This is a genomic window from Citrobacter sp. FDAARGOS_156 (assembly GCF_001559235.2).
Classification (GTDB): domain Bacteria; phylum Pseudomonadota; class Gammaproteobacteria; order Enterobacterales; family Enterobacteriaceae; genus Citrobacter; species Citrobacter youngae.
The window spans coordinates 65276-90193 of the sequence record NZ_CP014030.2 but is presented as its reverse complement, the minus strand read 5'-3'; the positions used below and the strand labels follow the sequence as shown (position 1 = coordinate 90193).

Genomic DNA, 24918 nt, shown 5'->3' with positions numbered 1-24918 from the left:
TGCCGTATTACCTGATTATGGAGCTTATTATGCAGGCTTATTTTGACCAACTCGATCGCGTTCGTTTTGAAGGTACAAAATCCACTAACCCACTCGCATTTCGCCATTACAACCCTGATGAAATCGTGCTGGGCAAGCGCATGGAAGAGCATCTGCGCTTTGCCGCCTGCTACTGGCACACTTTCTGCTGGAACGGCGCGGATATGTTCGGTATGGGGGCATTCGACCGTCCGTGGCAACAGCCGGGTGAAGCATTGGCGCTGGCAAAACGTAAAGCGGATGTGGCATTTGAGTTTTTCCATAAGCTGAATGTGCCTTACTACTGCTTCCATGATGTTGACGTCTCGCCTGAAGGCGCGTCACTGAAAGAGTATAAAAATAACTTTGCCCAGATGGTGGATGTGCTGGCGGCAAAACAGGAACAGAGCGGCGTGAAACTGCTGTGGGGTACGGCAAACTGCTTTACTAACCCACGTTATGGCGCAGGTGCGGCGACTAACCCGGATCCGGAAGTCTTCAGCTGGGCGGCTACGCAGGTCGTGACTGCCATGGATGCCACACATAAGTTAGGTGGCGAAAACTACGTCCTGTGGGGCGGCCGTGAAGGTTATGAAACGCTGCTTAATACCGACCTGCGTCAGGAACGTGAGCAGATTGGCCGCTTTATGCAACTGGTGGTCGAGCATAAACACAAAACAGGTTTTCAGGGCACCTTACTGATCGAACCGAAGCCGCAAGAACCCACTAAACATCAGTATGACTACGATGCCGCGACTGTTTACGGATTCCTGAAGCAGTTCGGTCTGGAAAAAGAGATCAAACTGAATATTGAAGCAAACCATGCCACGCTGGCAGGCCATTCGTTCCACCACGAAATCGCTACGGCGATTGCTCTGGGGCTATTTGGTTCCGTCGATGCGAACCGTGGCGACGCGCAACTGGGCTGGGACACTGACCAGTTCCCGAACAGCGTAGAAGAGAATGCGCTGGTCATGTACGAAATCCTGAAAGCGGGCGGTTTTACCACTGGTGGCCTGAACTTTGATGCCAAAGTCCGTCGTCAGAGTACTGATAAATACGATCTGTTCTATGGTCATATTGGTGCGATGGATACCATGGCGCTGTCGCTGAAAATTGCGGCCCGTATGATTGAAGACGGTGGCCTGGATCAGCGCGTGGCAAAACGTTATGCCGGTTGGAATGGTGAGCTGGGCCAGCAAATTCTGAAAGGTCAGATGACGCTGACGGAAATTGCGCAGTACGCTGAACAACATAACCTGGCACCGGTGCACCAGAGCGGTCATCAGGAATTGCTGGAAAATCTGGTAAACCATTATTTGTTCGACAAATAACGGACTGCTGAGTACGTCCGTAAGCCCGGATAGCGATTCGCTACCGGGCCTTTCTTTAAGGAACGATACCCTATGTATATCGGGATAGATCTTGGTACATCAGGCGTAAAGGCCATTCTGCTCAACGAGCAGGGCGATGTGGTGGCCTCGCACACGGAGAAACTGACCGTCTCGCGCCCGCATCCGTTATGGTCGGAGCAGGATCCTGAAGAGTGGTGGCTGGCGACGGATCGGGCTGTGAAAACGTTGGGTCAGCAACATTCGCTTCGCGAGGTGAAAGCGCTGGGGATTGCCGGACAGATGCACGGTGCGACGCTACTGGATGAGCAACAGAAGGTTCTGCGTCCGGCAATCCTGTGGAACGATGGTCGCTGTGCTGAAGAGTGCGTCATGCTTGAGGAGCGGGTTCCGCAATCGCGTGCCATCACCGGTAACCTGATGATGCCTGGCTTTACCGCCCCTAAATTGCTGTGGGTGCAGCGCCACGAACCGGACATTTTCAGCCGGGTTGATAAAGTTCTGCTGCCGAAAGATTACCTGCGTCTGCGTATGACCGGAGAGTTTGCCAGCGATATGTCGGATGCCGCAGGTACGATGTGGCTGGATGTCGCGAAACGTGACTGGAGTGACGTCATGTTGTCTGCGTGTCAACTGACTCGCGCACATATGCCGACCTTGTACGAGGGCAGTGCGATTACTGGAACGCTGTTGCCTGGTGTCGCGCAATCCTGGGGCATGTCAGAGATTCCCGTAGTGGCGGGTGGCGGTGATAACGCGGCGGGGGCGGTTGGCGTCGGCATGATGAATGCCGGTCAGGCTATGCTCTCGCTGGGGACTTCCGGGGTCTATTTTGCGGTCAGCGACGGTTTTCTCAGCAAACCGGAAAGCGCAGTCCATAGCTTTTGCCATGCTCTACCTGAACGGTGGCACCTGATGTCCGTGATGCTAAGTGCGGCATCCTGCCTGGACTGGGCGGCAAAACTAACCGGGATGGCAAGCGTACCTGCGCTGATTGATGCCGCACAGCAGGCAAATGAGCAGGCTGAACCGGTCTGGTTTTTACCCTATCTCTCAGGTGAACGTACGCCGCACAACAACCCGCAAGCGAAGGGTGTCTTTTTTGGTCTGACGCATCAGCATGGTCCGGCAGAACTGGCGCGAGCGGTACTGGAAGGTGTGGGATTTGCCTTAGCCGATGGTATGGATGTGGTACATGCCTGTGGCGTGCAGCCCGCCAGCATTACACTGATTGGCGGTGGGGCGCGCAGTGAATACTGGCGTCAAATGCTGTCTGACATCAGCGGATTGCAACTGGATTACCGTACCGGCGGTGATGTTGGCCCTGCACTCGGTGCGGCGCGCCTGGCGCAAATTGCCATCAATCCGCAACGGCCATTATCTGACCTGTTGCCTCAGCTTACGCTGGAGCAGGCGCATTATCCTGACGCCGGGCGTCATGCGCTTTACCAACAGCGTCGAGAAACCTTCCGCCGAATCTATCAGCAATTACAACCACTGATGTCCTGACCCTAAATCCCCTCTGGTAAACAGAGGGGATTTATCAAATATATATTTCAATCTAATAAATAATTGGCGTGCATGAATTTATTCTGAAAGTCCGGCGTAGTGGCATTTTTCTGTGTTGTCTTTAGCGGGTTATTCATATTGTATCCATGATGGATAAGGAGATCCCAATGAAGACGACAAGGCTGTTGCCCTGGATATTATTCTTCTCTGGCGCGCTGATTTACGTTATTGGCTTTTGGCAGGCATGCCCGTTATTGAGTGGCAAAGGCTATTTTTTCGGCGTGCTGATGGCGGGAATGTTTGTGACATATGTTTATCAGCGTGGTGAAAATCTCAATCAGAGCGACGAACGCTTCGCCTCTGTGTGTCAGATGGTGGCACTCATCACGATAGGATTGCTACTAGTGGGTGTGTGGAACGCTCCATTAGCGCCCATTGAAAAGGCGCTGTACCCAGCGGCATTCTTTATTTGTTTATGGGGGCAAATTTTATTGTTGCGCTCATCAGAAAATACACCTAAAGGACAGGAACTCTGAATGGATAACAGAACTTCAACGTATTCTCCCGCATTTAGCATTGTGTCATGGATAGCGCTTTTCGGCGGCATTGTGACGTATCTGCTGGGGCTGTGGAATGCGGATATACAGTTGAATGAAAAGGGGTATTACTTTGCTGTGTTGGTGCTTGGTTTGTTTTCTGCTGCGTCGTATCAAAAGACGGTACGGGATAAATATGAAGGTATCCCTACGACGCCGATTTACTATGTAACCTGCCTGGCCGCGTTTGTTATCGCGGTAGCATTACTGGTTGTTGGTTTGTGGAACGCCACCCTGTTACTCAGTGAGAAAGGGTTTTACGGTCTGGCTTTCTTTTTGAGTCTGTTTGGCGCAGTTGCCGTGCAGAAAAACATTCGCGATGGTGGTTTTGAACGTTCAAAAGAAACTGTGGCGATTGCAGAAGAGTTTACGGAATAATCGGTAGCCCCCCGTTCGGTAACGAGCGGGGGTTTTTCATTTTAACTTACCAGCCTGCGCGTATCGATGCGCTGCAACAATATGGACAACAGTAAACTTCCTGCCAGCGTGGCGCTAAAAATCCACAATATATCCAGCGGCGGCCAGTTCTTGAGTTCTATGCCGTTGGTGCGCAGCGCGTGAATGATCAGCGCATGAAAGCCATAGATGCCCAATGAGTGGCGGGAAATAAGGCCCAGTACCGGCAAAGTGCGCGTGCTGAGCGTATTTTTGACCAGCGTCAGAAGTGAGGCGGCACAGATAAATACCGCTGGTCCGCAGTAGAGATACCAGGTATCGGCAAAATTGCCTCGCCACTGGAGCTCATGCAGTGTCCCGCGGGAAATAACAAACACGGCGACAATACACAACGCTGCGCAGAGCCAGGTGAGTGAGCGCTTTTGTGTCTCCATCATACCAATTGCCCGGCCCAGCATGCCGTATAGAATGTAGTAGAACGTATCGCCGCTGATGTACAGGTTGATGGGAAGCCACTCAAAGCCGCCAATTTTTTGCGAGACGGTATTGGGATTGGCAATCACGCCTATCACCACCATCAATGCCAGCAGCATTTTTCCGCTGACATTTTTCACCTGAATAAGCGGGGATACCAGGTAGATAACGGCAATAGCGAAGAAAAACCATAGGTGGTAGAACACCGGCTTTTGCAGCAGGTTCTTCAGCGACAGCTCAGCGTTGATCGAGGTAAACAGCAGGATGTAGGCCAGCGCCACGCTACTGTAAAACAGAATGCAGAGCGCGATGCGCGTGAAATGGCGCGGTTTGGCGCTGCGTTCGCCGAAAAAGAGATAACCCGAGATCATAAAAAACAGCGGGACGCTGACGCGAGAGGCGGAATTGAGCACGTTGGCCAGATCCCAATTTACCGGGCTGACGCTTTGCGCATTGGTGATGTACCAGGTCGTGGTGTGAATCATCACAACCATTAAACAGGCGATCCCGCGCAGATTATCAATCCAGTAAATTTTGGGCTGCATCAGTTCCTCTGTTTTCATTAAAAAAAGTCTGACCAGTATTTGCGAACATCGCTCACTGGATTAATCCGAGTTATTACGCTAAAGCTTGTGATGGCCTGGGGAGATTCTCACAATAGGATCCGTTCCCAGACACTAATAATAAGACTGACCAGCAAACCAGGCGGTAATAAAATGATGATGAAGTATTTCTTTCCCGCAATCCTCACGCTGCTGCTGGTGGGATGCGCCGATCCACAATCGTCAACACCCGTGCAGAAAGCGCAAAAGGGCAAAATTACTGCCACGCGTTCGCTGGATATGGAGTCATTGTGCAAAAGTGAAGCATCGGAGCTTTATAATACGGGTGCCCAGAAAATTGCTATCACCGGTCTTGAGCAATTTCAGGGTAGCTATGAGATGCGCGGTTCTACCTTCCGCAAAGAGAGTTTTGTCTGCTCATTTGACGCAGACGGGCAGTTTTTGCACCTTTCCATGCGCTAAGTTCCCCCTTTTTCCCGTTTCGTACTGTATATCTTGCAGCCAGCGGGTATACTGATCGCTTCCTTTAAATCCACACGTATCCAGCACGAAATAATATGCAAAAGTTTGATACCAGGACCTTCCAGGGCTTGATCCTGACCTTACAGGATTACTGGGCTCGCCAGGGCTGCACCATCGTTCAACCATTGGACATGGAAGTCGGCGCGGGGACATCTCACCCAATGACCTGCCTGCGTGCACTGGGGCCGGAACCGATGGCGACTGCTTATGTGCAGCCTTCTCGTCGTCCGACCGACGGGCGCTATGGCGAAAACCCGAACCGCTTACAGCACTACTATCAGTTCCAGGTGGTGATTAAGCCGTCACCGGACAATATTCAGGAATTGTACCTGGGTTCTCTGAAAGAGCTGGGTATGGACCCGACCATTCACGATATCCGTTTCGTGGAAGATAACTGGGAAAACCCAACACTGGGCGCCTGGGGTCTGGGTTGGGAAGTGTGGCTGAACGGCATGGAAGTCACGCAGTTCACCTACTTCCAGCAGGTTGGTGGTCTGGAATGTAAGCCAGTTACCGGGGAAATCACCTACGGTCTGGAACGTCTGGCCATGTACATTCAGGGCGTAGACAGCGTTTACGACCTGGTCTGGAGCGACGGTCCGCTGGGCAAAACAACCTACGGCGACGTGTTCCATCAGAACGAAGTGGAGCAATCCACCTACAACTTCGAATACGCCGATGTGGACTTCCTGTTCACCTGCTTCGAGCAGTACGAGAAAGAAGCGCAGCAGCTGCTGGCGCTGGAAAACCCGCTGCCGCTGCCTGCGTATGAACGTATTCTGAAAGCCGCCCATAGCTTCAACCTGCTGGATGCGCGTAAAGCCATCTCCGTCACCGAGCGTCAGCGCTACATCCTGCGCATTCGCACCCTGACCAAAGCAGTGGCAGAAGCTTACTACGCTTCCCGTGAAGCCCTTGGCTTCCCGATGTGCAACAAAGACAAATAAGAGGCGGCCATGTCTGAGAAAACTTTTCTGGTGGAAATCGGCACTGAAGAGCTGCCACCAAAAGCACTGCGCAGCCTGGCTGAGTCCTTTGCTGCGAACGTTACCGCGGAACTGGACAACGCTGGCCTCGCGCACGGCAATGTTGAGTGGTTTGCCGCTCCACGTCGTCTGGCGCTGAAAGTCGCTGCCCTGGCAGAATCTCAACCCGATCGTGAAGTTGAGAAACGCGGGCCGGCCATTGCCCAGGCGTTTGATGCTGAAGGTAAACCGAGTAAAGCGGCAGAAGGTTGGGCGCGCGGTTGCGGTATCACGGTTGATCAGGCTGAGCGTCTGACCACCGACAAAGGCGAGTGGCTGCTGTATCGCGCGCATGTGAAAGGCGAAAGCGCTGAAACGCTGCTGCCGAACATGATCGCCACTTCGCTGGCGAAGCTGCCGATCCCGAAACTGATGCGCTGGGGCGCGTCTGACGTTCACTTCGTGCGTCCGGTTCACACCGTGACCCTGCTGCTGGGCGACAAAGTCATTCCGGCAACGATTCTGGGAATTCACTCCGATCGCGTGATCCGCGGTCATCGTTTTATGGGCGAGCCTGAATTTACTATTGATACTGCCGATCAGTACCCGGAAATCCTGCGTGAGCGCGGCAAGGTGATTGCCGATTACGCCGAGCGTAAAGCGAAAATCAAAGCCGATGCTGAAGAAGCGGCGCGTAAGATTGGCGGCAACGCTGACCTGAGCGAAAGCCTGCTGGAAGAGGTCACCTCGCTGGTAGAATGGCCGGTCGTGCTGACCGCGAAGTTCGAAGAGAAATTCCTCGCGGTTCCGTCTGAAGCGCTGGTACACACCATGAAAGGTGACCAGAAGTACTTCCCGGTTTACGCGAACGACGGCAAATTGCTGCCGAACTTTATCTTCGTGGCCAACATCGAATCGAAAGATCCGACCCAGATTATCTCCGGTAACGAGAAGGTGGTTCGTCCGCGTCTGGCGGATGCCGAATTCTTCTTCAATACCGACCGTAAAAAACGACTGGAAGATCATCTGCCGCGTCTGCAAACCGTGCTGTTCCAACAGCAGCTGGGTACGCTGCGCGATAAGACTGACCGTATCCAGGCGCTGGCGGGCTGGATTGCTGGTCAAATTGGCGCTGACGTTAACCACGCAACGCGTGCTGGCCTGCTGTCCAAGTGCGACCTGATGACCAACATGGTCTTCGAGTTCACCGACACCCAGGGCGTGATGGGTATGCACTACGCGCGTCACGATGGCGAAGCGGAAGATGTTGCTGTGGCGCTGAACGAGCAGTATCAGCCGCGCTTTGCCGGTGATGACCTGCCGTCTAACCCGGTGGCTTGTGCCGTGGCGATTGCTGACAAGATGGACACCCTGGCGGGTATCTTCGGTATTGGTCAGCATCCGAAAGGCGACAAAGACCCGTTTGCGCTGCGTCGTGCTGCGCTGGGCGTGCTGCGTATCATCGTTGAGAAGAACCTGAATCTGGATCTGCAAACGCTGACGGAAGAGGCTGTTCGTCTGTATGGCGATAAGCTGACCAACGCGAAAGTGGTTGATGACGTTATCGACTTTATGCTTGGTCGCTTCCGCGCCTGGTATCAGGACGAAGGTTACACCGTCGATACCATTCAGGCCGTGCTGGCGCGTCGTCCGACTCGTCCGGCTGATTTCGACGCACGTATGAAGGCGGTTTCACACTTCCGTACGCTGGAAGCTGCTTCTGCACTGGCTGCCGCGAACAAGCGCGTATCAAATATTCTGGCGAAGTCTGAAGAAACGCTGAATGACCGTGTGAATGCGGCAACGCTGAAAGAGCCGGAAGAAATTGCGCTGGCGATGCAGGTTGTGGTGCTGCGCGATAAGCTGGAGCCTGTCTTCGCTGCCGGTCATTACCAGGAAGCGCTGGTTGAGCTATCTGCGCTACGTGAACCGGTCGATGCGTTCTTCGAGAAAGTGATGGTCAACGTGGAAGATAAAGATCTGCGTATTAACCGTCTGTCTATGCTCGAAAAACTGCGTGAACTGTTCCTGCGCGTGGCGGATATTTCGCTGCTGCAGTAACGGTCATGAGCTGACTTAGAAAATGCCGGATGGCGGCTTCGCCTTATCCGGCCTACGAGATAAACACCAGTAGGCCGGATAAGCATTGCGCCATCCGGCATTTTTTTATGTTGTTAGCGCAGCTGTAATTTAGTCAGACAGGTCTGGCTGTCTTCCATGGTTTTAATGGGATACTCCGCTGTTTTGCCGTTGTAGCTTACTGCGATGGAGCCTGCCATATTGCGCGGTAGCCAAACCCCGACGAAGCCATTTCGACCGCTCTTCATCTCTTTTTGTAGCACTACATCACCCTTGTTATCCGTCACTTTGACATTGAATGTCTTCTCCGGCATTTCGCCCTGGCAACCGGAAAGGCTGTGGTTGAAGCAAGGATGTGTTTGCCATTCATAAGGGGCAAATGACAGATAGAACTTGTCACCGAGCGGCAGGGTATAGATCTGATCGCCCGAAGAGAGCTTCAGTTCGGTACTGGTGACGGATGCCGAGTAGGGCAGTGGGCGGCTCTGGGGAGACTGGTCAATGGCCTCGACGATTTGCTCGACGGATTTTCCGCTGAGCCCATGTTCCGCCAAAAAAGTGGCTTCAGGGGGGGCGGCGAACGCGCTACCGGTGGCGAGTAAACCTAGAACCAGCAGCAATGAGGATTTCGACATAGCTTCAATTCCTTGTGAACGTTGTGGAATACAGACTGGCTCACTATAAAGCTTGCCCTTAGGGAAAGGTCAAAGGGGCGGCGGGTAAAGTAATGCAAAGACGCGTTTGGGTGGGGAGTCTTACGAAGCACAGATAAAAAAAATCCCCGCCGTTGGGCAGGGATTCAGAATTTTGAGCTTTTTAAGCTTACAGGCTGGTTACGTTGCCAGCTGCCGGGCCTTTAGCGCCGCTTTCGATGGTGAAGGAAACTTTCTGACCTTCGTCCAGAGATTTGTAGCCATCGTTCTGGATAGCAGAGAAGTGTACGAACACGTCTTTAGAGCCATCGTCAGGAGTGATGAAGCCGAAGCCTTTGTCAGCGTTGAACCATTTTACGATACCAGTCATTTTACCGGACATAGTGTATTACCTTTTAAAAAATAAGTGTGCCTTTCGGCGATATGGCGTGCTTTACAGATTTTTTAACAGTAAAGGAAATGCTCACTACGAGGGTATCAACGATAACTCTTGAAGGGACTTGCCTTACTAACTGCTGTAATGGTCTGTACGTCAAACCGTTGAGGGCATTAACTCATTTTACGCAGGTGGATGCAACTACTATTTTCTTTTTTGCGGATATTGCCAGTGGAGGAACGGCCCTTCTGCAGGACCGCTCTTATGTCAAACTTGAAAATAACTTAATCCATCAACTGCTTACTTAATCGTGGGTCTGCCTGAATCAGGCGCATCAACTTCAATTCGGTACTGGATGGCTTCACTCGTTTAGACTCCCATTCATGAACCATCGCGACCGTTACGCCCATCACCCGGGCGAAATCATCTGTTTTTAAACCTGTCCCTCGTCGTAGTTGTTCAAATTCAGCGAAAGGGTTGGTTTTTTGCGTCTGGGTAACCGTCTGCGATACATCTTTAAAAACAATCTGCTCCAGACTGCTTAGCAGTTCAAACATAGGATCTTTGTATTCCATTGAGAACTCCTATAAATCACACAGCGGGATCGTGAATTTCATCGAAGCTCATTAAGCGTAGTCGGAAAAAATGAAGGCGAATTTAAGGTATGCGTTGTGGATTCGTTTCAGCGAATCGCGGGTGACAACCTTTAGTTGGCTAACGAACTGATAAAGGTCGGGATCTCCGATCGAACCATTCCAATTGTAAAGATGACTAAAATAGAGTGCCGCTATGTGAAGGGAGCATTGTTGAGCAAAACACAGGGCGGCGGAAACCGTTATTTTCCCCCACAAGATTACGCGGAAAGGGTATCTTGCGGGGCTGACCTGGACTATCCTTGTCAACGTCAGGCACGCGGGTGTCGTTGTGCGCATTTTTGGGTGAAAGGAGTATTAAAATGGCGACAGGTAAGTCCTGCTCTCGCTGGTTTGCGCCTGTTTTGGCGCTCTTAATGGTAGTTGGCCTGAGTGGGTGTTTTGATAAAGAAGGCGATCAACGCAAAGCGTTTATCGATTTTCTGCAGAATACTGCAATGCGTAGCGGAGAGCGTTTACCGACGCTGACTGCCGATCAGAAAAAACAGTTTGGCCCGTTTGTGTCCGATTACGCGATTCTTTATGGCTATTCACAGCAGGTTAATCAGGCAATGGACTCCGGTCTGCGCCCGGTTGTTGATAGCGTAAATGCAATCCGTGTTCCTCAGGATTATATGACTCAACGTGAACCGCTGCGTCAGGCAAATGGCGCGCTGGGTGTGTTAGGACAACAGTTGCAGAATGCGAAGCTACAGGCAGATGCTGCCCATGGCGCGCTGAAGCAGGGTGATGACCTGAAACCTGTCTTTGATCAGGTTTACAGCAAAGTCGTGACCGCACCGGCAGAGGCGTTACAGCCGCTGATCCCAGCCGCGCAAGTTTTCACGCAGCAGTTGGTGCAGGTAGGTGATTTTATCGCGCAGCAGGATACGCAGGTGAGCTTTGTCGCCAACGGCATCCAGTTCCCAACCTCACAACAGGCCAGTCAGTACAATACGCTGATTGGCCCGCTGGCGGCGCAGCATCAGGCATTTAATCAGGCATGGACTGCTGCGGTGAATGCCGCGCAGTAATCGTCGTACGGTAAGACACATTAAAGGCCGGGTGAGCATCAATGCTACCCGGCCTTTTGTGTTATTTGGCCACTTGCGGATTCACGCAGTTCTTCTCAACTTTCCCCTGCAGTGCGTCAATTAAGTTATCCACAGCACAAGCCGCCATGTTATAGCGCGTTTCATGCGTGGCTGAACCAATATGCGGTACCGCCACCACATTCGGCAACGACAGCAGCGGTGAGTCTGACGGCAACGGCTCTTGTTCAAACACATCCAGGCCCGCGGCATGAATCTCCCCGCTTTGCAGTGCGGCGATCAGTGCGTTTTCATCCACCACCGGGCCACGCCCAGCGTTAATGAAAATGGCAGAAGACTTCATTTTGGCAAACTGTTCGGTACTGAACAGATGGTGGGTTTCGTCCGTTAACGGCAGAATCAGGCAAACAAAATCCGCTTCCTGCAGCAGCGTATCCAGGTCGCAGTAGCGCGCGTTGAAACGTTCTTCCGCTTCCTGATGGTGACGACGCGCGTTGTAGAGAATCGGCATGCTAAAGCCGAAATGCGCGCGTTGCGCCAGCGCCAGCCCAATGCGTCCCATGCCGACAATGCCCAGCGTCTTGTGGTGAACATCGGTACCAAACCAGTCGGCTCCGATGCTTTTTGTCCATTCGCCTGCCTTCACGCGCTCGGCGACTTCCACCACGCGGCGAGCGGTGCTTAACACCAGCGCCATTACCGTGTCTGCTACGGTTTCTGTCAGCACCGTTGGCGTGTGCATCAGCAGCACCTTACGTGCGTTAAGGGCATCGACATCGAAGTTGTCATAGCCTACGGAAATGGTGGAGGTCGCGCGCAGTTTCGGCATTTTCTCCAGCAGGGCGGTATTGACGGCTTCACTGGAGCCCAGCAGGCCTTCCGCGCTGGCAAAGGCTTCGGCGTGCTGTGCTACGGTTTCTGAACGCAGGTTAGGCACCTGAGTGACAGTAAAATGCTCTTCCAGGCGATGCAGTAAATCGTCAGGTAACGCTTTATAGAGAATAATGGACGGCTTCATGCGAATCTCCGTAAGTTAAAATTTAAGCGTGGCGTGCGCCAATAGGTAGCTGTTGATTATTAGCAGGCTTAACGATCAGAGTTAGCCATACTGAGACAAAAAGCGCTACCCCCATAAAAATGTATGAGGCGGACGGGCTGCCGGTGGTGCCATTGAGGTAGCCGACAAACCAGGAACCAAAGAATGAGCCTAATGCGCCCATGCTGTTGATTAATGCCATTGCTCCCCCGGCGACGTTGCGCGGCAACATTTCAGGAATGATGGCGAAGAAGGGGCCATAAGGGGCGTACATGGCCGCACCGGCGATAACCAGCAGTGTGTAAGAAATCCAGAAATGGTCTGCGCCAACGGCCCAGGAGCCAATAAAGGCGAAAGCGGCAATCAGCAGCAGTGGCCAGACAAACAGCTTACGGTTTTGCAGTTTATCGGAAGCCCATGAAACCAGGATCATCGCCGCCGTTGCGGCCAGATACGGAACGGACGAAAGCCAGCCGACCTCTACCATACCCAGGTTGGCACCGCCGCTGCGGATAATTGACGGCAACCACAGAACAAAACCGTAGACGCCAATACTCCAGGCAAAGTACTGCATGCACAGCAGAATAACGTTACGTGAACGGAACGCTTCGCCGTAGTTACGCACGGCTTTGATACCCTGCTGTTCTTTTTCTAACTGGGCCTGCAGCGCGGCTTTTTCGGATTCTGACAACCAGCCTACCTGCGACGGTTTATCTTTTACCAGTACCCACCAGCAGAACGCCCAGATGATGGCCGGAAAACCTTCAATGATGAACATTTCACGCCAGCCCAGCGCCTGAATCAGGTATCCGGACACGACGGACATCCATAGGACGGTGACGGGGTTACCGAGGATCAGGAAGGTATTAGCACGCGAACGCTCGGACTTCGTAAACCAGTTACTGATATAAATCAGCATTGCGGGCATGACCGCGGCTTCAACGACGCCAAGAATAAATCGGATGGCGGCAAGCATTGGAATGTTGCTGACCATCCCGGTCAGTGACGCGCAGGCGCCCCACAGAATCAGGCAGATAAAAATCAGTTTACGTACGCTGCGGCGTTCGGCGTAAATTGCGCCTGGGATCTGGAAGAAGAAATAGCCAAGAAAAAACAGAGCCCCCAGCAGGGAAGAGATCCCTTTGGTAATACCGAGATCCTCGTTGATGCCGGCTGCGGAAGCGAAGCTGAAGTTCGCGCGATCAAGGTACGCCAGGCTGTACGTGATAAACACGATTGGCATGATGTACCACCAGCGTTTTGCTGCATTGGTTGAGCTATTCATAGACTGCCCTCTGGTTATGCTGATACGCCGCCTCTGAATGTAGGGTACAGAGACAGAGTTGGCCGGGAATTTATTCCCCTAATTGTTCACGTGTGGGTAATCCTTCGCTGTCGCCCTGGACCTGAATGGCCAGAGCGCCAATTTTATTGCCCCGGGTCACCGCCTGATGCAGCGAGCGCCCTTCCAGCAGGGCGCTGATAACGCCGACGGCAAAGCCATCACCCGCACCGACGGTATCGACCACATTGTCGACTTTCACCGGTGCGACGCAGCCTTGCTCGCCGCTCGCTGCTTTGTACCAGGCCCCATCAGCCCCGGTTTTGATAATCACGGCCTTCACGCCATGGCGCAGATAAAAGTCGGCAATGGCTTCTGGTGTCTGCTGACCGGTTAAAATCATGCCCTCTTTTAATCCAGGCAAAACCCAGTCGGCCTGGAATGCCAGTCGGTTGAGTTTTTCCACCATCTCGGCTTCGCTTTTCCACAGCACCGGGCGCAAATTCGGGTCGAACGAGATGGTCTTCCCTTGGGCCTTCATGGTACGGGCGGTATGCGCCAGTAGTTCATATGAACTGGCAGAAAGCGCTGCCGCTACGCCGCTCAGGTGCAGGTGGCGCGCGCTGGCGAAGTAGGCTTCGTGATAATCCTCAATGCTGAGGTGGCTGGCAGCGGAACCTTTGCGGAAGTATTCCACAATGGGATCGGTTCCATTTTCGACTTTAGATTTAAGTTGAAAGCCGGTAGCGTAACGCCCGTCCTGGGTGACTCCCTGCGCATCAATCCCTTCTTTTTCCAGCGACTTAACGATAAAACGGCCAAAACTGTCGTTGCCTACACGGCTTACCCAACCGACCTTCAGGCCCAGCCGGGCAAGACCGGTCGCTACATTGAGTTCAGCGCCAGCAACGCGCTTGATAAACTGCTCCACATCCGCCAGTTCGCCGGTTTGCGTGGCGACAAACATCGCCATCGCTTCACCAATAGTGACCACATCCAGTGAATTTTTCATGTGTTACTCCTTGCGTAACAGAGCGACGTAGTGACGGGTAACCGCCGCCAAATCCTGCCCTTCCAGGGGAAACTCAATGCCGCGTGGAACATCTGCGGGCAACGTGTCCAACAGCGCCAGCCAGCGTGGTTCCGCGTGATCAGGCGGCACGGCACGGTAACTGTCGCGATGTGATGTGGCGGCTTTCACATGGATGTATCCAACGCTTGAGCCCAACTGCTGTGCAGCCTCTTCCGGAACGTCGCCTACCCACAGCCAGTTACCCATATCGAAGGTCAGAGAAATGGGCAGATTGAATGCCTGGCAGGCATCATTAAAGCGCTTCATTGGTTGCAGGCGTCCACAGGAAGTTTGATCGTTTTCGACAACCAGCTCCATCCCGCTATTGTCCAGCCATTCGCGCAATACGTCGAACTGTCCGTCATGGGCAAAATGGCCGAGGGAAACTTTTAACCACAGTGCTTGTAGGGCTTGCGCTTCCTGGAGTAGTTCCGGAAGGCGTGGATTAAGATTCCCGTCTTCGGTGAACAGCGGTTCGGGAGCGGAGTAGCACGCCAGCAGACCGAAAATTTCAATAGCAGAGGCCATGGTTGGCAGTGTTTTTAGCTCGGCGTCGGTCAGCATCTCGCGACGGATTTCAACCCCGTCAGCACCGGCTTCGGCAATGATGGGCAGCAGGGCTGTTTGCCCACCTGCGGCGCGTACCTGGTCGTAGCCGTAAGCGGCAGTGACCACCATAATTTTTCTTTTCATGGAAACTCCAAAACTAGCGTTCTTGCTATAACGCTAGATGGAACCGGTTCCAAAGAAAAGGCTGTGATGTTGAATTTATGATCACCATCACGAAGGAAATTTAGCGGGCGGTAGAGCCGCGAACGATCAATTCGCCGGAGAAGACCTGTTCCTGAATGGCAGCAGAGCCGCCATCGATCCTGCGTACAACCTGCTCAACGGCGGTATAGCCAATCTGCCAGGTAGGTTGTTTCAACGTGGTAATACCAACGCCCGCCAGTTCGGCCCATTCCAGTTCGTCAAAACCGAGCAGGCCGATATCGCTGCCCCAGTTAAGGCCAATGCGTTTCAGGGCGCGGGCAACCTGCAGTGTGAGAGCGCCATTAGCTGAGATAACGGCTTTGCGCATTCCCCGGTGCTGCTGGTGGAACTGGCGCAGGGTGTCATCGAGTTGCGTATTGTCCGTGAGCGGGACTTCGGCATTTTGCGCGATAACGCCGGGGTACTGTGCGAGGGTGGCGCGAAAAGCGCTCAGGCGCTCGCGGCGGGTATTCACCATGCCGAGTGGTTCGCTGAGGAACAGGATGGCTTCAAAACCTTGTTCGACCAGATGTTCCGTGGCAACCGTTGCCGCCTGGGTGTTATCCAGCCCGACCATATCACAGGCGAAATCGGGAATTTTACGGTCAATCAGCACCATCGGCAGCGCAGACTGTTGCAGGCGGTTCAGCCCCTCTTCGCGCATCCCGACGGCGTTGACCACAATCCCTTCGACCTGGTAGCTGCGCAGCAGGTCGAGATAATGCAGTTCCTGATCCACTTCGTTGTTGGTGTTGCACACCAGTGGAGTAAAGCCTTTATCGCGACAGGCGGCTTCAATGCCGCTTAACACGTTGACGGAGTAGGGATTGGTAATATCGGCGATGATCAGGCCAATCAGGCGGGTACGACCGTGTTTCAGGCCTCTGGCCATCAGGCTTGGACGGTAGTCGAGATCGGCAATGGCTTGTTCAATGCGGGCCAGTAGCGCGTCGGAAAGCAGGTGCTTTTCACCGTTGAGGTAGCGTGAAATGCTGGTCTTGCCGGTTTTTGCGGCTTTCGCCACATCGCTGATGGTTGCCCGTGTTGATTTGCTCATCGCTGATTTCCCTGAATTTCGTGTGAATACCTTAGCGGGAAAATCTGACGAAGCAAGTAATTTGCCCGGTGGCGCTGCGCTTACCGGGCCTACATGTCGAACGTAGGCCGGGTAAGGCGAAGCTGCCACCCGGCTCAACGATTACTGCACAGGACTCAACGTAATCTCTACGCGACGGTTCTGCGCTTTACCTTCCGCCGTGCTATTGCTGGCGATCGGATTAGACGGACCCATGCCCTGAGTGCGGATACGATTAGCGGCAACCCCTTGCGTGATCAAGGCGCTGGCCACGGAGTCCGCGCGTTGTTGAGACAGACGCATATTCAGATCCTGGCTGCCGGTGCTGTCGGTGAAGCCCAGCACGTTGACGGCGGTTTTATTGTACTCTTTCAGTACCATTGCCACGCCGGTCAGCGTGTTTGCGCCTGCCGGTTTCAGGTTGGCGCTGCTGCTGTCGAAGGTGACATTGTTTGGCATGTTCAGAATGATGTTATCGCCACTACGCGTCACGCTGACGCCCGTTCCCTGCATTTTGTCGCGCAGTTTGGCTTCCTGCACGTCCATGTAATAACCGACACCGCCGCCAACGGCCGCACCCGCCGCTGCGCCAATCAGTGCGCCTTTACCGCGATCTTTCTTCGAAGAAGAGAGTGCGCCAATGCCCGCGCCGACCAGAGAGCCAATACCCGCGCCAATGCCGGATTTACCTGCTTCGCGTTCGCCGGTGTAAGGGTTTGTTGTGCAGCCAGAAACCGCCAGGGCGCCGCTCACGATGGCAGCAATAACAAAAACACGTTTCTTCATCTTAATTCCTTAATGACTTTTTCTTCTTTGCCACAGCGACCGTGGCGGTTGATTATGACGTGTGAACATGAAGAAAATTCCAGGGAAGACTCTGAAATTTGTAAGTAACATTGAACGGCATAATAAATAAGCCGTCACATCGCATTCAGGAGCGCCATCTTGGCTAATTCACCCGCACATTACCCGGTGTTAACCGCTGCCCACTGGGGACCAATTCTCGTCGACACCGATGGTGAGACGGTTTTCTCCTCGCGTGGCGCGCTGCCCACTTCCCATCCCAACTCCTTGCAAACCGTGGTGCGCGACCAGGTTCACAGTAAAACGCGGGTACGTTTTCCCATGGTGCGTAAAGGATTCCTTGCCTCGCCGGAGAATCCGCAAGGCGTGCGTGGGCAGGATGAATTTGTTCGCGTTAGTTGGGACGACGCGCTGAATCTTATCCATACGCAGCATAAACGCATCCGTGACAGCTACGGCCCGGCCTCGATTTTTGCCGGTTCCTACGGCTGGCGATCTAATGGCGTGTTACACAAAGCGGCAACCCTGCTACAGCGTTATATGGCGCTGGCGGGGGGGTATACCGGACACCTGGGGGATTATTCTACGGGGGCTGCACAGGCCATTATGCCGTATGTGGTGGGGGGCAACGAAGTTTACCAGCAGCAGACCAGTTGGCCGATGGTGCTGGAGCATAGCGATGTGGTGGTGCTGTGGAGCGCTAATCCACTGAATACACTGAAAATTGCCTGGAATGCTTCTGACGAACAGGGTATTGCTTACTTTGAAGCGCTGCGCGATAGCGGTAAGCGATTGATCTGCATCGATCCAATGCGATCGGAAAGTGTGGCGTTCTTTGGCGACAAAATGGAATGGATCGCCCCGCATATGGGAACCGATGTAGCGTTGATGCTGGGTATCGCGCATACGCTGGTGGAAAACGACTGGCACGACGAGGATTTTCTCGCCCGTTGTACAACCGGATATGATTCGTTCGCCGACTACCTACTGGGTGAATCCGATGGGATAGCGAAAACGGCAGAATGGGCTGCTGAAATTTGTGGTATTCCGGCAGCGAAAATACGCGAACTTGCGGCAATATTTCACCAAAATACCACCATGCTGATGGCCGGCTGGGGGATGCAGCGTCAGCAGTATGGCGAGCAAAAACACTGGATGATCGTCACGCTGGCCGCCATGCTCGGTCAAATTGGCACGCCCGGCGGTGGCTTTGGGCTGTCGTACCATTTTGCCAACGGCGGGAACCCGACACGTCGTGCAGCGGTACTGGCTTCGATGCAAGGGAGCCTCAAAGGCGGTACCGACGCGGTGGATAAAATCCCGGTGGCGCGTATCGTTGAGGCGCTGGAAAACCCCGGCGGTTTCTATCAGCATAACGGTATGGATCGGCATTTCCCGGACATCCGCATGCTGTGGTGGGCGGGCGGCGCCAACTTCACCCATCACCAGGATACCAATCGTTTGATTCGCGCCTGGCAGAAGCCAGAGTTGGTGGTTATCTCTGAGTGTTTCTGGACCGCTGCGGCGAAGCATGCCGATATCGTGTTACCTGCGACAACCTCTTTTGAACGTAACGATTTGACCATGACCGGCGATTACAGCAATCAGCACCTGGTGCCGATGAAGCAGGTCGTGCCGCCACAGGCTGAAGCACGCAACGATTTTGATGTTTTTGCCGAGCTTAGCGAGCGCTGGGAACTGGGCGGTTACGAGCGATTCACCGAAGGTAAAAGCGAACTGGCGTGGCTGGAAACTTTTTACGACATTGCCGCGCAGCGTGGTGCCAGCCAGCAGGTTACACTGCCGCCATTCGCTGAGTTCTGGCAAAAGAATGCACTGATCGAAATGCCGGAAAACGCCGCCAATGCGCAGTTCATCCGTTTTGCTGATTTTCGCCGTGATCCACAGGCGCATCCGCTGAAAACGGACAGTGGAAAAATTGAAATCTATTCTGCAAAAATTGCAGGTTACGGCTATGCGGATTGTGCAGGACACCCGATGTGGCTGGAGCCGGATGAGTGGTTCGGCAATGCCGAACCCGACCAACTGCAGGTGCTCTCCGCCCATCCGGCTCACCGTTTGCACAGCCAGCTCAACTACAGTGCGTTACGCGAACAGTATGCGGTGGCGGATCGGGAGCCGGTAACAATTCATCCGCAGGATGCGCAAGCGCGGGGGATTGCCGATGGCGATACGGTCAGAGTGTGGAACCACCGCGGGCATATCCTGGCGGGTGCTGTCGTGACGACAGGGATCAAACCTGGCGTGATTTGTATTCATGAGGGGGCTTGGCCTGATTTGGACCCGGCCGCCGACGGGATTTGTAAAAATGGTGCTGTCAACGTGCTGACCAAAGATCTCCCCAGCTCGAAGCTGGGGAACGGCTGTGCGGGCAATACTGCGCTGGCGTGGCTGGAGAAGTACAGTGGGCCCACGCTGACACTTACCGCGTTTGATCCGCCTGCCAGCCCATAATCCAGGTTGGATGGTGAGTCTCTTCCTGCCATGCGCTGTCTTCAATGCGAAAGCCCAGTGCGTGGTAGAAGTTTACCGCTGATTGGTTCTTCTGGTAGACCTCCAGGCTGAGCAACGAAAAGCGCTGCTGCACATGTTGCACCAGTGCTTTACCGATACCGCTTCTGATGGCGGCAGGCGCGACAAACAGCGCGCCTAAAAAGCGCTCTTCCATCACGCTGGCAAAACCTTTGAGCACACCGTTTTCTTCCCACACCCAGGTTTGCGCAGCGGGCAGGTAGACATCACGTACGATAGGCTCACTCTCGCGCCAGTAGCGTTCTTCGATAAAAGGATGGGCAAAAATGGTGCTTTCCATCCACAGTGCCAGAATTGGTGCCAGATCGTCAGCGTTGGATTCACGAATCATGTTGTTCTCCTGGGTAACAGATGCAGCCGGTGACATGGTCGTTGACCAGACCGCATGCCTGCATAAAGGAGTAACAGATAGTGGTGCCAACAAACTTAAATCCACGTTTTTTTAACGCTTTAGAAAGTGCGTCAGAGGCGGGCGTTGAAGTAGGGATATCGCTCAGACTGGCGGCACGGGTTAACTGCGGTTGGTTATCGACGAATGACCAGACGAACTCGCTAAACGGCTCACCGTTTTGCTCCATTGCCAGCCAGGCGCGGGCGTTGCCGATAATGGCCTGAATCTTTCCCCGATGGCGGATAATACCGGCATCCAGTACCAGCCTTTCTACATCCTCTTCGGTCATCGCCGCAACGGTGGCAGGATCGAAGTGGTGAAATGCCTGGCGATAGTTTTCCCGTTTTTTCAGCACCGTTATCCACGACAGCCCAGCCTGCTGGCCTTCAAGGCAGATCATTTCGAACAGCTTTTTACCATCGGTTTCCGGGACGCCCCATTCCTTGTCATGATAGGCAATGTATAGTGGATCCTGACTGACCCAGCCGCAACGTTGCATACTCTTCCTCGCTGTTTTTACTGGCGTAAAAATTTCATTCGGCCCGCCTTGACGCGCCCGCTAAAAAGACAATATTTAATACAGGGCCTCATGTGCCCGATATCCTTTAAACAATGACAATAATATCGCCGTATTCGGCTCTTTTCTGGAGTCGCGTTGATGATTATAAGAAACAGTAGTGGTCGTCAGAGGTTAACTCTGGCGAACGTCATCGTCTGTGCGCTGTTTGCCAATACGGCATATGGCTGGCAACAAGAATATATCGTTGATGCGCTGTCCGGTCATACGTCGGAACGCTATACATGGGACAGCGATCACCAACCACGTTATAACGACATTCTGGAAGAGCGCATTCGCTCCACCCAGAACGTGGCGGGGCCGGTGGTGAATCTGGCGGACCAAACGGCTCTGGATGCGACCAGCGGTATGAGCGTGGGCTGGAATTTTCCCCTTTCCCGTAAGGTGACGACGGGACCCGTCGCAGCCCTGCATTATGATGGTTCAGCCACCTCTACCTACAACGAATTTGGCGACAGTGTGACTTCGCTAACGCTGACCGATCCGATGTGGCATGCCAGCGTCAGTACCCTGGGCTGGCGGGTCGACTCGCAGTTTGGCGATGTACGGTCATGGGCGCAAATCAGCTATAACCAGCAGTTTGGCGAGAATATCTGGAAGGCGCAATCGGGTCTCAATCGTATGGCGGCGGCGAGTCAGGATGGTAACTGGGTCGATGTCACTGTCGGTGCAGATATGCTGCTGAATCAGCATATGGCTGCCTATGCGGCACTTTCTCAGGCAGAAAATAGTACGAATAACAGCGATTATCTGTACACCATGGGAGTGAGCGCTAAATTTTAACGAAAGAAAGCCGGGATAAAACATCTCTGTTACATATCGGGATCAATAATCACACGCATTCCAGCGATAGCGTGCACTAACTCCGGCAATAAAATTCAGTAACCCGACTTTTTGTCTCGTCATTCATTCCGCAATCCAGGCATTTCATTCCGTCCTGATGGCATTTCATGCCGTTTTCTCCTGGTCATAAAAGCACTTCGGTATGGTTGTCGGCAGAGAATTTCCCATTTTGTTTATGCAGGAAGACTGCCATGAAAACTTCTGATTATCAGCGTACCCGGTGGCTGACACTGATCGGCACCATCATTACCCAATTTGCATTAGGTTCTGTTTATACCTGGAGCCTGTTTAACGGTGCGCTCTCTTCTAAGCTTGATGCGCCGGTGAGTCAGGTTGCATTTTCCTTTGGTTTGCTGAGTCTGGGTCTGGCGATCTCTTCTTCCGTCGCCGGGAAGCTTCAGGAACGTTTCGGTGTGAAACGCGTCACCATGGCATCGGGTATCTTACTGGGTGTGGGCTTCTTCTTAACCGCGCATTCTGACAGCCTGATTATGCTGTGGCTGAGTGCCGGTGTGTTGGTTGGTCTGGCGGATGGCGCAGGCTACCTGTTAACCCTGTCCAACTGTGTAAAATGGTTCCCTGAGCGTAAAGGGCTGATTTCCGCCTTTGCGATCGGTTCTTACGGCCTGGGTAGCCTTGGTTTTAAATTTATCGACAGCCAACTGCTGAGCACTGTGGGTCTGGAAAAGACCTTTATGATTTGGGGCGCGATCGTACTGGTGATGATTGTCTTTGGCTCCACGCTGATGAAAGATGCGCCAAACCAGGAAGTTAAAGCCGTAAATGGCGTGGTAGAGAATGACTACACGCTGGCACAATCCATGCGTAAACCACAGTACTGGATGCTGGCAGTGATGTTCCTGACGGCGTGCATGAGCGGGCTTTACGTGATTGGTGTCGCGAAAGATATCGCCCAAAGCCTGGCAAAAATGGATGTGGCAACAGCGGCGAATGCGGTAACCGTTATTTCTATCGCGAACCTGTCAGGCCGTCTGGTTCTGGGTATTCTGTCCGACAAAATTTCCCGTATTCGCGTTATCACCATTGGTCAGGTTGTTTCGCTGGTGGGCATGGCGGCGCTGCTTTTTGCCCCGCTGAATGAAGTGACATTCTTCGCAGCCATTGCCTGTGTTGCCTTCAACTTCGGTGGCACCATTACGGTCTTCCCGTCACTGGTGAGTGAGTTCTTCGGCCTGAATAACCTGGCGAAAAACTACGGTGTTATCTATCTTGGCTTTGGTATCGGCAGTATTTGTGGTTCGATTATCGCTTCACTGTTTGGTGGGTTCTATGTCACCTTCTGCGTTATCTTTGCGCTGTTAATCATCTCGCTGGCGCTTTCTACCACCATTCGCCAGCCGCAACGTAGCGTATTTACTGAGGCTCACGCCTGAATCTATTAGCGGTCTGATTAATACCCGGCGCATATATTTACAAAAATATATGCGCCGTTTGCATTCACCATAAGCACTTTTCTCCCCTCCTGTGGTCTACTTAGCCGCGCCCGTAGACATTTCATCTCTGCTGTTGTCGCATTTTCCCCTGTTTGGTCGATTGACCACTTCACAGGGTGTTTTTATCCCGATTCCCAGGGTTTTTTTGCATGAGATACATTAAATCGATGACGCAGCAAAAGCTTAGCTTCTTGCTTGCGATCTATATCGGTCTGTTTATGAACTGCGCAGTTTTTTATCGCCGCTTCGGCAGCTATGTGCAGGAATTTACCGCGTTGAAAGGAATCTCTGCGGTTGTTGAATTGGCCGGCACCGTGCTGGTTACCTTCTTTTTACTTCGTCTTCTGTCTCTGTTTGGTCGGCGGGCCTGGCGCGTACTGGCTACCTTGGTGGTGCTGTGTTCCGCTGGTGCCAGCTATTACATGACCTTCCTGAATGTGGTCATTGGCTACGGCATTATTGCCTCGGTCATGACAACCGATATTGATTTATCAAAGGAAGTTGTGGGCTGGCATTTTATCGTGTGGCTGGTGTCGGTCAGCATTTTGCCGCTGCTGCTTATCTGGAGTAACCGTTGCCGCTATACCCTGCTAAAACAAATACGTACGCCAGGTATGAGATGGCGTAGTGTGGCCGTTGTTCTGCTGGCTGGCTTGATGGTGTGGGCGCCGATTCGTTTACTTGGAATACAGCAAAAATCAGTTGAACGGGAAACGGGTATTGATTTGCCCAGCTACGGTGGCGTAGTGGCAAATTCATATTTGCCTTCAAACTGGCTGTCCGCGCTGGGTCTGTATGCCTGGGCGCAGGTGGATGAATCTTCAGATAACAATTCGTTGATGAATCCGGCGAAGAAATTTACCTACGTTGCCCCCAAGAATATTGATGATACCTACGTCGTGTTTATTATCGGCGAAACGACCCGCTGGGATCATATGGGCATTTTTGGCTACGAGAGAAATACTACGCCAAGGCTGGCTCAGGAAAAAAACCTGGCCGCGTTCCGCGGATATTCGTGTGATACGGCAACCAAACTTTCGCTACGCTGCATGTTTGTTCGTGAAGGTGGGGCGAGCGATAACCCGCAGCGTACGCTGAAAGAACAAAACGTCTTTTCCGTACTCAGCCAGCTAGGTTTTAATACCGATCTCTACGCGATGCAAAGTGAGATGTGGTTTTACAGCAACACGATGGCGGAGAACATTGCCTATCGTGAGCAGATTGGCGCTGAGCCGCGTAACCGTGGCAAAACGGTTGACGATATGCTGCTGATCTCTGAGATGCAGCAATCAATCAAACCGGACGATAATGGTAAACACCTGATTATCCTGCATACCAAAGGTTCGCACTTTAACTACACGCAGCGCTATACCCGTGAGTACGCCCAGTGGAAGCCGGAGTGTGTCAATGTTGATAGCGGTTGTTCGAAAGCGCAGATGATTAACTCATTTGATAACTCGGTAACCTATGTTGACCACTTTATCACCAAAGTGTTTGACCAGCTGCGCGATAAGAAAGCGATTGTGTTCTATGCTGCCGATCACGGTGAATCGATCAACGAGCGTGAGCATCTGCACGGTACGCCACGTAAAATGGCACCGCCAGAGCAGTTCCGCGTTCCTATGATGGTGTGGATGTCTGATAAGTATCTGGAAGACCCCGATCATGCAAAAGCCTTCGCCCACCTTAAGCAGGAGGCTGATATGAAGATTCCGCGTCGCCATGTTGAACTGTACGACACCATTCTCGGTTGCCTTGGATATACCTCGCCAAACGGCGGTATAAATGAGAATAACAACTGGTGTCATGTCCCGGACGACAAGAAGATTGTAACCCAGTAATGGGCTGCTGACTTTCTCGCCGATCGAATGGCATTTTGATACTAAGGGAT

Annotated in this window: 24 protein-coding genes; 12 read left to right on the top strand and 12 right to left on the bottom strand. The window is 53.0% G+C overall.

The annotated features are described in order from the left end of the window. The first annotated feature begins 29 nt into the window (after positions 1-29). The 4 genes from xylA to yiaA all read left to right on the top strand — a co-directional run bounded on the left by xylA (position 30) and on the right by yiaA (position 3853). Complete coding sequence (xylA, locus tag AL515_RS00410; protein WP_048213670.1) at positions 30-1352, top strand: xylose isomerase; 1323 nt, start codon at positions 30-32, stop codon at positions 1350-1352. Between the two features lie 72 nt (positions 1353-1424). Next, on the top strand, positions 1425-2879 hold the full coding sequence (gene xylB, locus AL515_RS00405) for a xylulokinase (protein WP_061066795.1): 1455 nt from the start codon (positions 1425-1427) through the stop codon (positions 2877-2879). Between the two features lie 167 nt (positions 2880-3046). After that, positions 3047-3415 (top strand): inner membrane protein YiaB, encoded by a 369-nt coding sequence (yiaB, locus tag AL515_RS00400; RefSeq protein ID WP_061066794.1) that lies wholly within the window; start codon positions 3047-3049, stop codon positions 3413-3415. Next, positions 3416-3853, top strand: a complete 438-nt coding sequence (yiaA, locus tag AL515_RS00395) for an inner membrane protein YiaA (protein WP_061066793.1) — start codon at positions 3416-3418, stop codon at positions 3851-3853. It abuts the gene before it with no gap. Positions 3854-3894: 41 nt separating this feature from the next. Here the strand turns inward: yiaA and AL515_RS00390 are convergent, their stop codons facing one another. Further along, positions 3895-4890, bottom strand: a complete 996-nt coding sequence (locus tag AL515_RS00390; protein WP_061068777.1) for an acyltransferase — start codon at positions 4888-4890, stop codon at positions 3895-3897. A gap of 171 nt (positions 4891-5061) precedes the next feature. On the opposite strand from AL515_RS00390, the gene AL515_RS00385 reads away from it, so the two are divergent. The 3 genes from AL515_RS00385 (at position 5062) to glyS (ending at position 8456) form a co-directional block, all read left to right on the top strand. Then, on the top strand, positions 5062-5370 hold the full coding sequence (locus AL515_RS00385) for a YsaB family lipoprotein (protein WP_061066792.1): 309 nt from the start codon (positions 5062-5064) through the stop codon (positions 5368-5370). Positions 5371-5465: 95 nt separating this feature from the next. Next, on the top strand, positions 5466-6377 hold the full coding sequence (gene glyQ, locus AL515_RS00380; protein WP_001168551.1) for a glycine--tRNA ligase subunit alpha: 912 nt from the start codon (positions 5466-5468) through the stop codon (positions 6375-6377). 9 nt (positions 6378-6386) lie between these two features. Then, entirely contained in the window at positions 6387-8456 is a 2070-nt protein-coding gene (glyS, locus tag AL515_RS00375) for a glycine--tRNA ligase subunit beta (protein WP_061066791.1), read from the top strand. A gap of 113 nt (positions 8457-8569) precedes the next feature. Here the strand turns inward: glyS and cueP are convergent, their stop codons facing one another. The 3 genes from cueP to AL515_RS00360 form a co-directional block, all read right to left on the bottom strand. After that, positions 8570-9109: a copper-binding periplasmic metallochaperone CueP gene (gene cueP, locus AL515_RS00370; RefSeq protein WP_061066790.1), complete on the bottom strand. Its 540-nt coding sequence runs from the start codon at positions 9107-9109 to the stop codon at positions 8570-8572. Between the two features lie 187 nt (positions 9110-9296). After that, the gene (cspE, locus tag AL515_RS00365) at positions 9297-9509 is read right to left on the bottom strand and encodes a transcription antiterminator/RNA stability regulator CspE (RefSeq protein WP_000014594.1); all 213 of its coding nucleotides are present in this window, start codon (positions 9507-9509) and stop codon (positions 9297-9299) included. 278 nt (positions 9510-9787) lie between these two features. After that, positions 9788-10078: an HTH-type transcriptional regulator gene (locus AL515_RS00360; protein ID WP_048213664.1), complete on the bottom strand. Its 291-nt coding sequence runs from the start codon at positions 10076-10078 to the stop codon at positions 9788-9790. 380 nt (positions 10079-10458) lie between these two features. Between AL515_RS00360 and AL515_RS00355 the strand changes: the two genes are divergently transcribed. Next, a complete protein-coding gene (locus tag AL515_RS00355) occupies positions 10459-11169 on the top strand; it encodes a DUF3053 domain-containing protein (protein WP_048213663.1) in 711 nt (236 codons plus the stop codon). Positions 11170-11230: 61 nt separating this feature from the next. Here AL515_RS00355 and ghrB read toward each other — a convergent pair whose 3' ends face one another. The 6 genes from ghrB to AL515_RS00325 all read right to left on the bottom strand — a co-directional run bounded on the left by ghrB (position 11231) and on the right by AL515_RS00325 (position 17191). After that, on the bottom strand, positions 11231-12205 hold the full coding sequence (ghrB, locus tag AL515_RS00350) for a glyoxylate/hydroxypyruvate reductase GhrB (protein WP_048213662.1): 975 nt from the start codon (positions 12203-12205) through the stop codon (positions 11231-11233). A 22-nt stretch (positions 12206-12227) separates the two neighbouring features. Beyond that, positions 12228-13508 (bottom strand): MFS transporter, encoded by a 1281-nt coding sequence (locus tag AL515_RS00345; protein WP_040231622.1) that lies wholly within the window; start codon positions 13506-13508, stop codon positions 12228-12230. 70 nt (positions 13509-13578) lie between these two features. Further along, a complete protein-coding gene (locus tag AL515_RS00340) occupies positions 13579-14517 on the bottom strand; it encodes a sugar kinase (protein ID WP_061066789.1) in 939 nt (312 codons plus the stop codon). A gap of 3 nt (positions 14518-14520) precedes the next feature. Further along, positions 14521-15270 (bottom strand): sugar phosphate isomerase/epimerase family protein, encoded by a 750-nt coding sequence (locus tag AL515_RS00335; protein ID WP_061066788.1) that lies wholly within the window; start codon positions 15268-15270, stop codon positions 14521-14523. A 100-nt stretch (positions 15271-15370) separates the two neighbouring features. After that, the gene (locus AL515_RS00330) at positions 15371-16387 is read right to left on the bottom strand and encodes a LacI family DNA-binding transcriptional regulator (protein WP_005133828.1); all 1017 of its coding nucleotides are present in this window, start codon (positions 16385-16387) and stop codon (positions 15371-15373) included. A 141-nt stretch (positions 16388-16528) separates the two neighbouring features. After that, positions 16529-17191 (bottom strand): OmpA family lipoprotein, encoded by a 663-nt coding sequence (locus tag AL515_RS00325; RefSeq protein ID WP_046670997.1) that lies wholly within the window; start codon positions 17189-17191, stop codon positions 16529-16531. Between the two features lie 159 nt (positions 17192-17350). On the opposite strand from AL515_RS00325, the gene AL515_RS00320 reads away from it, so the two are divergent. Then, positions 17351-19684 carry a molybdopterin guanine dinucleotide-containing S/N-oxide reductase gene (locus tag AL515_RS00320; RefSeq protein WP_105242123.1) on the top strand — a complete coding sequence of 778 codons (2334 nt, stop codon included), beginning with the start codon at positions 17351-17353 and terminating at the stop codon, positions 19682-19684. Here the strand turns inward: AL515_RS00320 and AL515_RS00315 are convergent. Both AL515_RS00315 and tag read right to left on the bottom strand, forming a co-directional pair. After that, on the bottom strand, positions 19653-20093 hold the full coding sequence (locus AL515_RS00315) for an N-acetyltransferase (RefSeq protein ID WP_048213656.1): 441 nt from the start codon (positions 20091-20093) through the stop codon (positions 19653-19655). The genes AL515_RS00320 and AL515_RS00315 overlap by 32 nt on opposite strands. Continuing rightward, on the bottom strand, positions 20083-20652 hold the full coding sequence (tag, locus tag AL515_RS00310; RefSeq protein ID WP_061066787.1) for a DNA-3-methyladenine glycosylase I: 570 nt from the start codon (positions 20650-20652) through the stop codon (positions 20083-20085). Before tag ends, AL515_RS00315 begins: the two co-directional genes overlap by 11 nt. A gap of 159 nt (positions 20653-20811) precedes the next feature. Between tag and AL515_RS00305 the strand changes: the two genes are divergently transcribed. From AL515_RS00305 to eptB, 3 genes are all read left to right on the top strand, one after another. Beyond that, positions 20812-21513, top strand: coding sequence for an autotransporter outer membrane beta-barrel domain-containing protein (locus AL515_RS00305; protein ID WP_048213654.1), 702 nt, complete (start codon positions 20812-20814; stop codon positions 21511-21513). A 251-nt stretch (positions 21514-21764) separates the two neighbouring features. Further along, entirely contained in the window at positions 21765-22967 is a 1203-nt protein-coding gene (locus AL515_RS00300) for an L-lactate MFS transporter (RefSeq protein WP_048213653.1), read from the top strand. Between the two features lie 209 nt (positions 22968-23176). After that, entirely contained in the window at positions 23177-24868 is a 1692-nt protein-coding gene (eptB, locus tag AL515_RS00295) for a kdo(2)-lipid A phosphoethanolamine 7''-transferase (protein ID WP_048213652.1), read from the top strand. Positions 24869-24918 lie beyond the last annotated feature (50 nt).

Excerpts from the sequence above, each read along its gene's own strand:
- xylA (WP_048213670.1), top strand. The coding sequence starts at position 30 with ATGCAGGCTTATTTTGACCAACTCGATCGCGTTCGTTTTGAAGGTACA.
- xylB (WP_061066795.1), top strand. The coding sequence starts at position 1,425 with ATGTATATCGGGATAGATCTTGGTACATCAGGCGTAAAGGCCATTCTG.
- yiaB (WP_061066794.1), top strand. The coding sequence starts at position 3,047 with ATGAAGACGACAAGGCTGTTGCCCTGGATATTATTCTTCTCTGGCGCG.
- yiaA (WP_061066793.1), top strand. The coding sequence starts at position 3,416 with ATGGATAACAGAACTTCAACGTATTCTCCCGCATTTAGCATTGTGTCA.
- AL515_RS00390 (WP_061068777.1), bottom strand. The coding sequence starts at position 4,890 with ATGCAGCCCAAAATTTACTGGATTGATAATCTGCGCGGGATCGCCTGT.
- AL515_RS00385 (WP_061066792.1), top strand. The coding sequence starts at position 5,062 with ATGATGATGAAGTATTTCTTTCCCGCAATCCTCACGCTGCTGCTGGTG.
- glyQ (WP_001168551.1), top strand. The coding sequence starts at position 5,466 with ATGCAAAAGTTTGATACCAGGACCTTCCAGGGCTTGATCCTGACCTTA.
- glyS (WP_061066791.1), top strand. The coding sequence starts at position 6,387 with ATGTCTGAGAAAACTTTTCTGGTGGAAATCGGCACTGAAGAGCTGCCA.
- cueP (WP_061066790.1), bottom strand. The coding sequence starts at position 9,109 with ATGTCGAAATCCTCATTGCTGCTGGTTCTAGGTTTACTCGCCACCGGT.
- cspE (WP_000014594.1), bottom strand. The coding sequence starts at position 9,509 with ATGTCCGGTAAAATGACTGGTATCGTAAAATGGTTCAACGCTGACAAA.
- AL515_RS00360 (WP_048213664.1), bottom strand. The coding sequence starts at position 10,078 with ATGGAATACAAAGATCCTATGTTTGAACTGCTAAGCAGTCTGGAGCAG.
- AL515_RS00355 (WP_048213663.1), top strand. The coding sequence starts at position 10,459 with ATGGCGACAGGTAAGTCCTGCTCTCGCTGGTTTGCGCCTGTTTTGGCG.
- ghrB (WP_048213662.1), bottom strand. The coding sequence starts at position 12,205 with ATGAAGCCGTCCATTATTCTCTATAAAGCGTTACCTGACGATTTACTG.
- AL515_RS00345 (WP_040231622.1), bottom strand. The coding sequence starts at position 13,508 with ATGAATAGCTCAACCAATGCAGCAAAACGCTGGTGGTACATCATGCCA.
- AL515_RS00340 (WP_061066789.1), bottom strand. The coding sequence starts at position 14,517 with ATGAAAAATTCACTGGATGTGGTCACTATTGGTGAAGCGATGGCGATG.
- AL515_RS00335 (WP_061066788.1), bottom strand. The coding sequence starts at position 15,270 with ATGAAAAGAAAAATTATGGTGGTCACTGCCGCTTACGGCTACGACCAG.
- AL515_RS00330 (WP_005133828.1), bottom strand. The coding sequence starts at position 16,387 with ATGAGCAAATCAACACGGGCAACCATCAGCGATGTGGCGAAAGCCGCA.
- AL515_RS00325 (WP_046670997.1), bottom strand. The coding sequence starts at position 17,191 with ATGAAGAAACGTGTTTTTGTTATTGCTGCCATCGTGAGCGGCGCCCTG.
- AL515_RS00315 (WP_048213656.1), bottom strand. The coding sequence starts at position 20,093 with ATGATTCGTGAATCCAACGCTGACGATCTGGCACCAATTCTGGCACTG.
- tag (WP_061066787.1), bottom strand. The coding sequence starts at position 20,652 with ATGCAACGTTGCGGCTGGGTCAGTCAGGATCCACTATACATTGCCTAT.
- AL515_RS00305 (WP_048213654.1), top strand. The coding sequence starts at position 20,812 with ATGATTATAAGAAACAGTAGTGGTCGTCAGAGGTTAACTCTGGCGAAC.
- AL515_RS00300 (WP_048213653.1), top strand. The coding sequence starts at position 21,765 with ATGAAAACTTCTGATTATCAGCGTACCCGGTGGCTGACACTGATCGGC.
- eptB (WP_048213652.1), top strand. The coding sequence starts at position 23,177 with ATGAGATACATTAAATCGATGACGCAGCAAAAGCTTAGCTTCTTGCTT.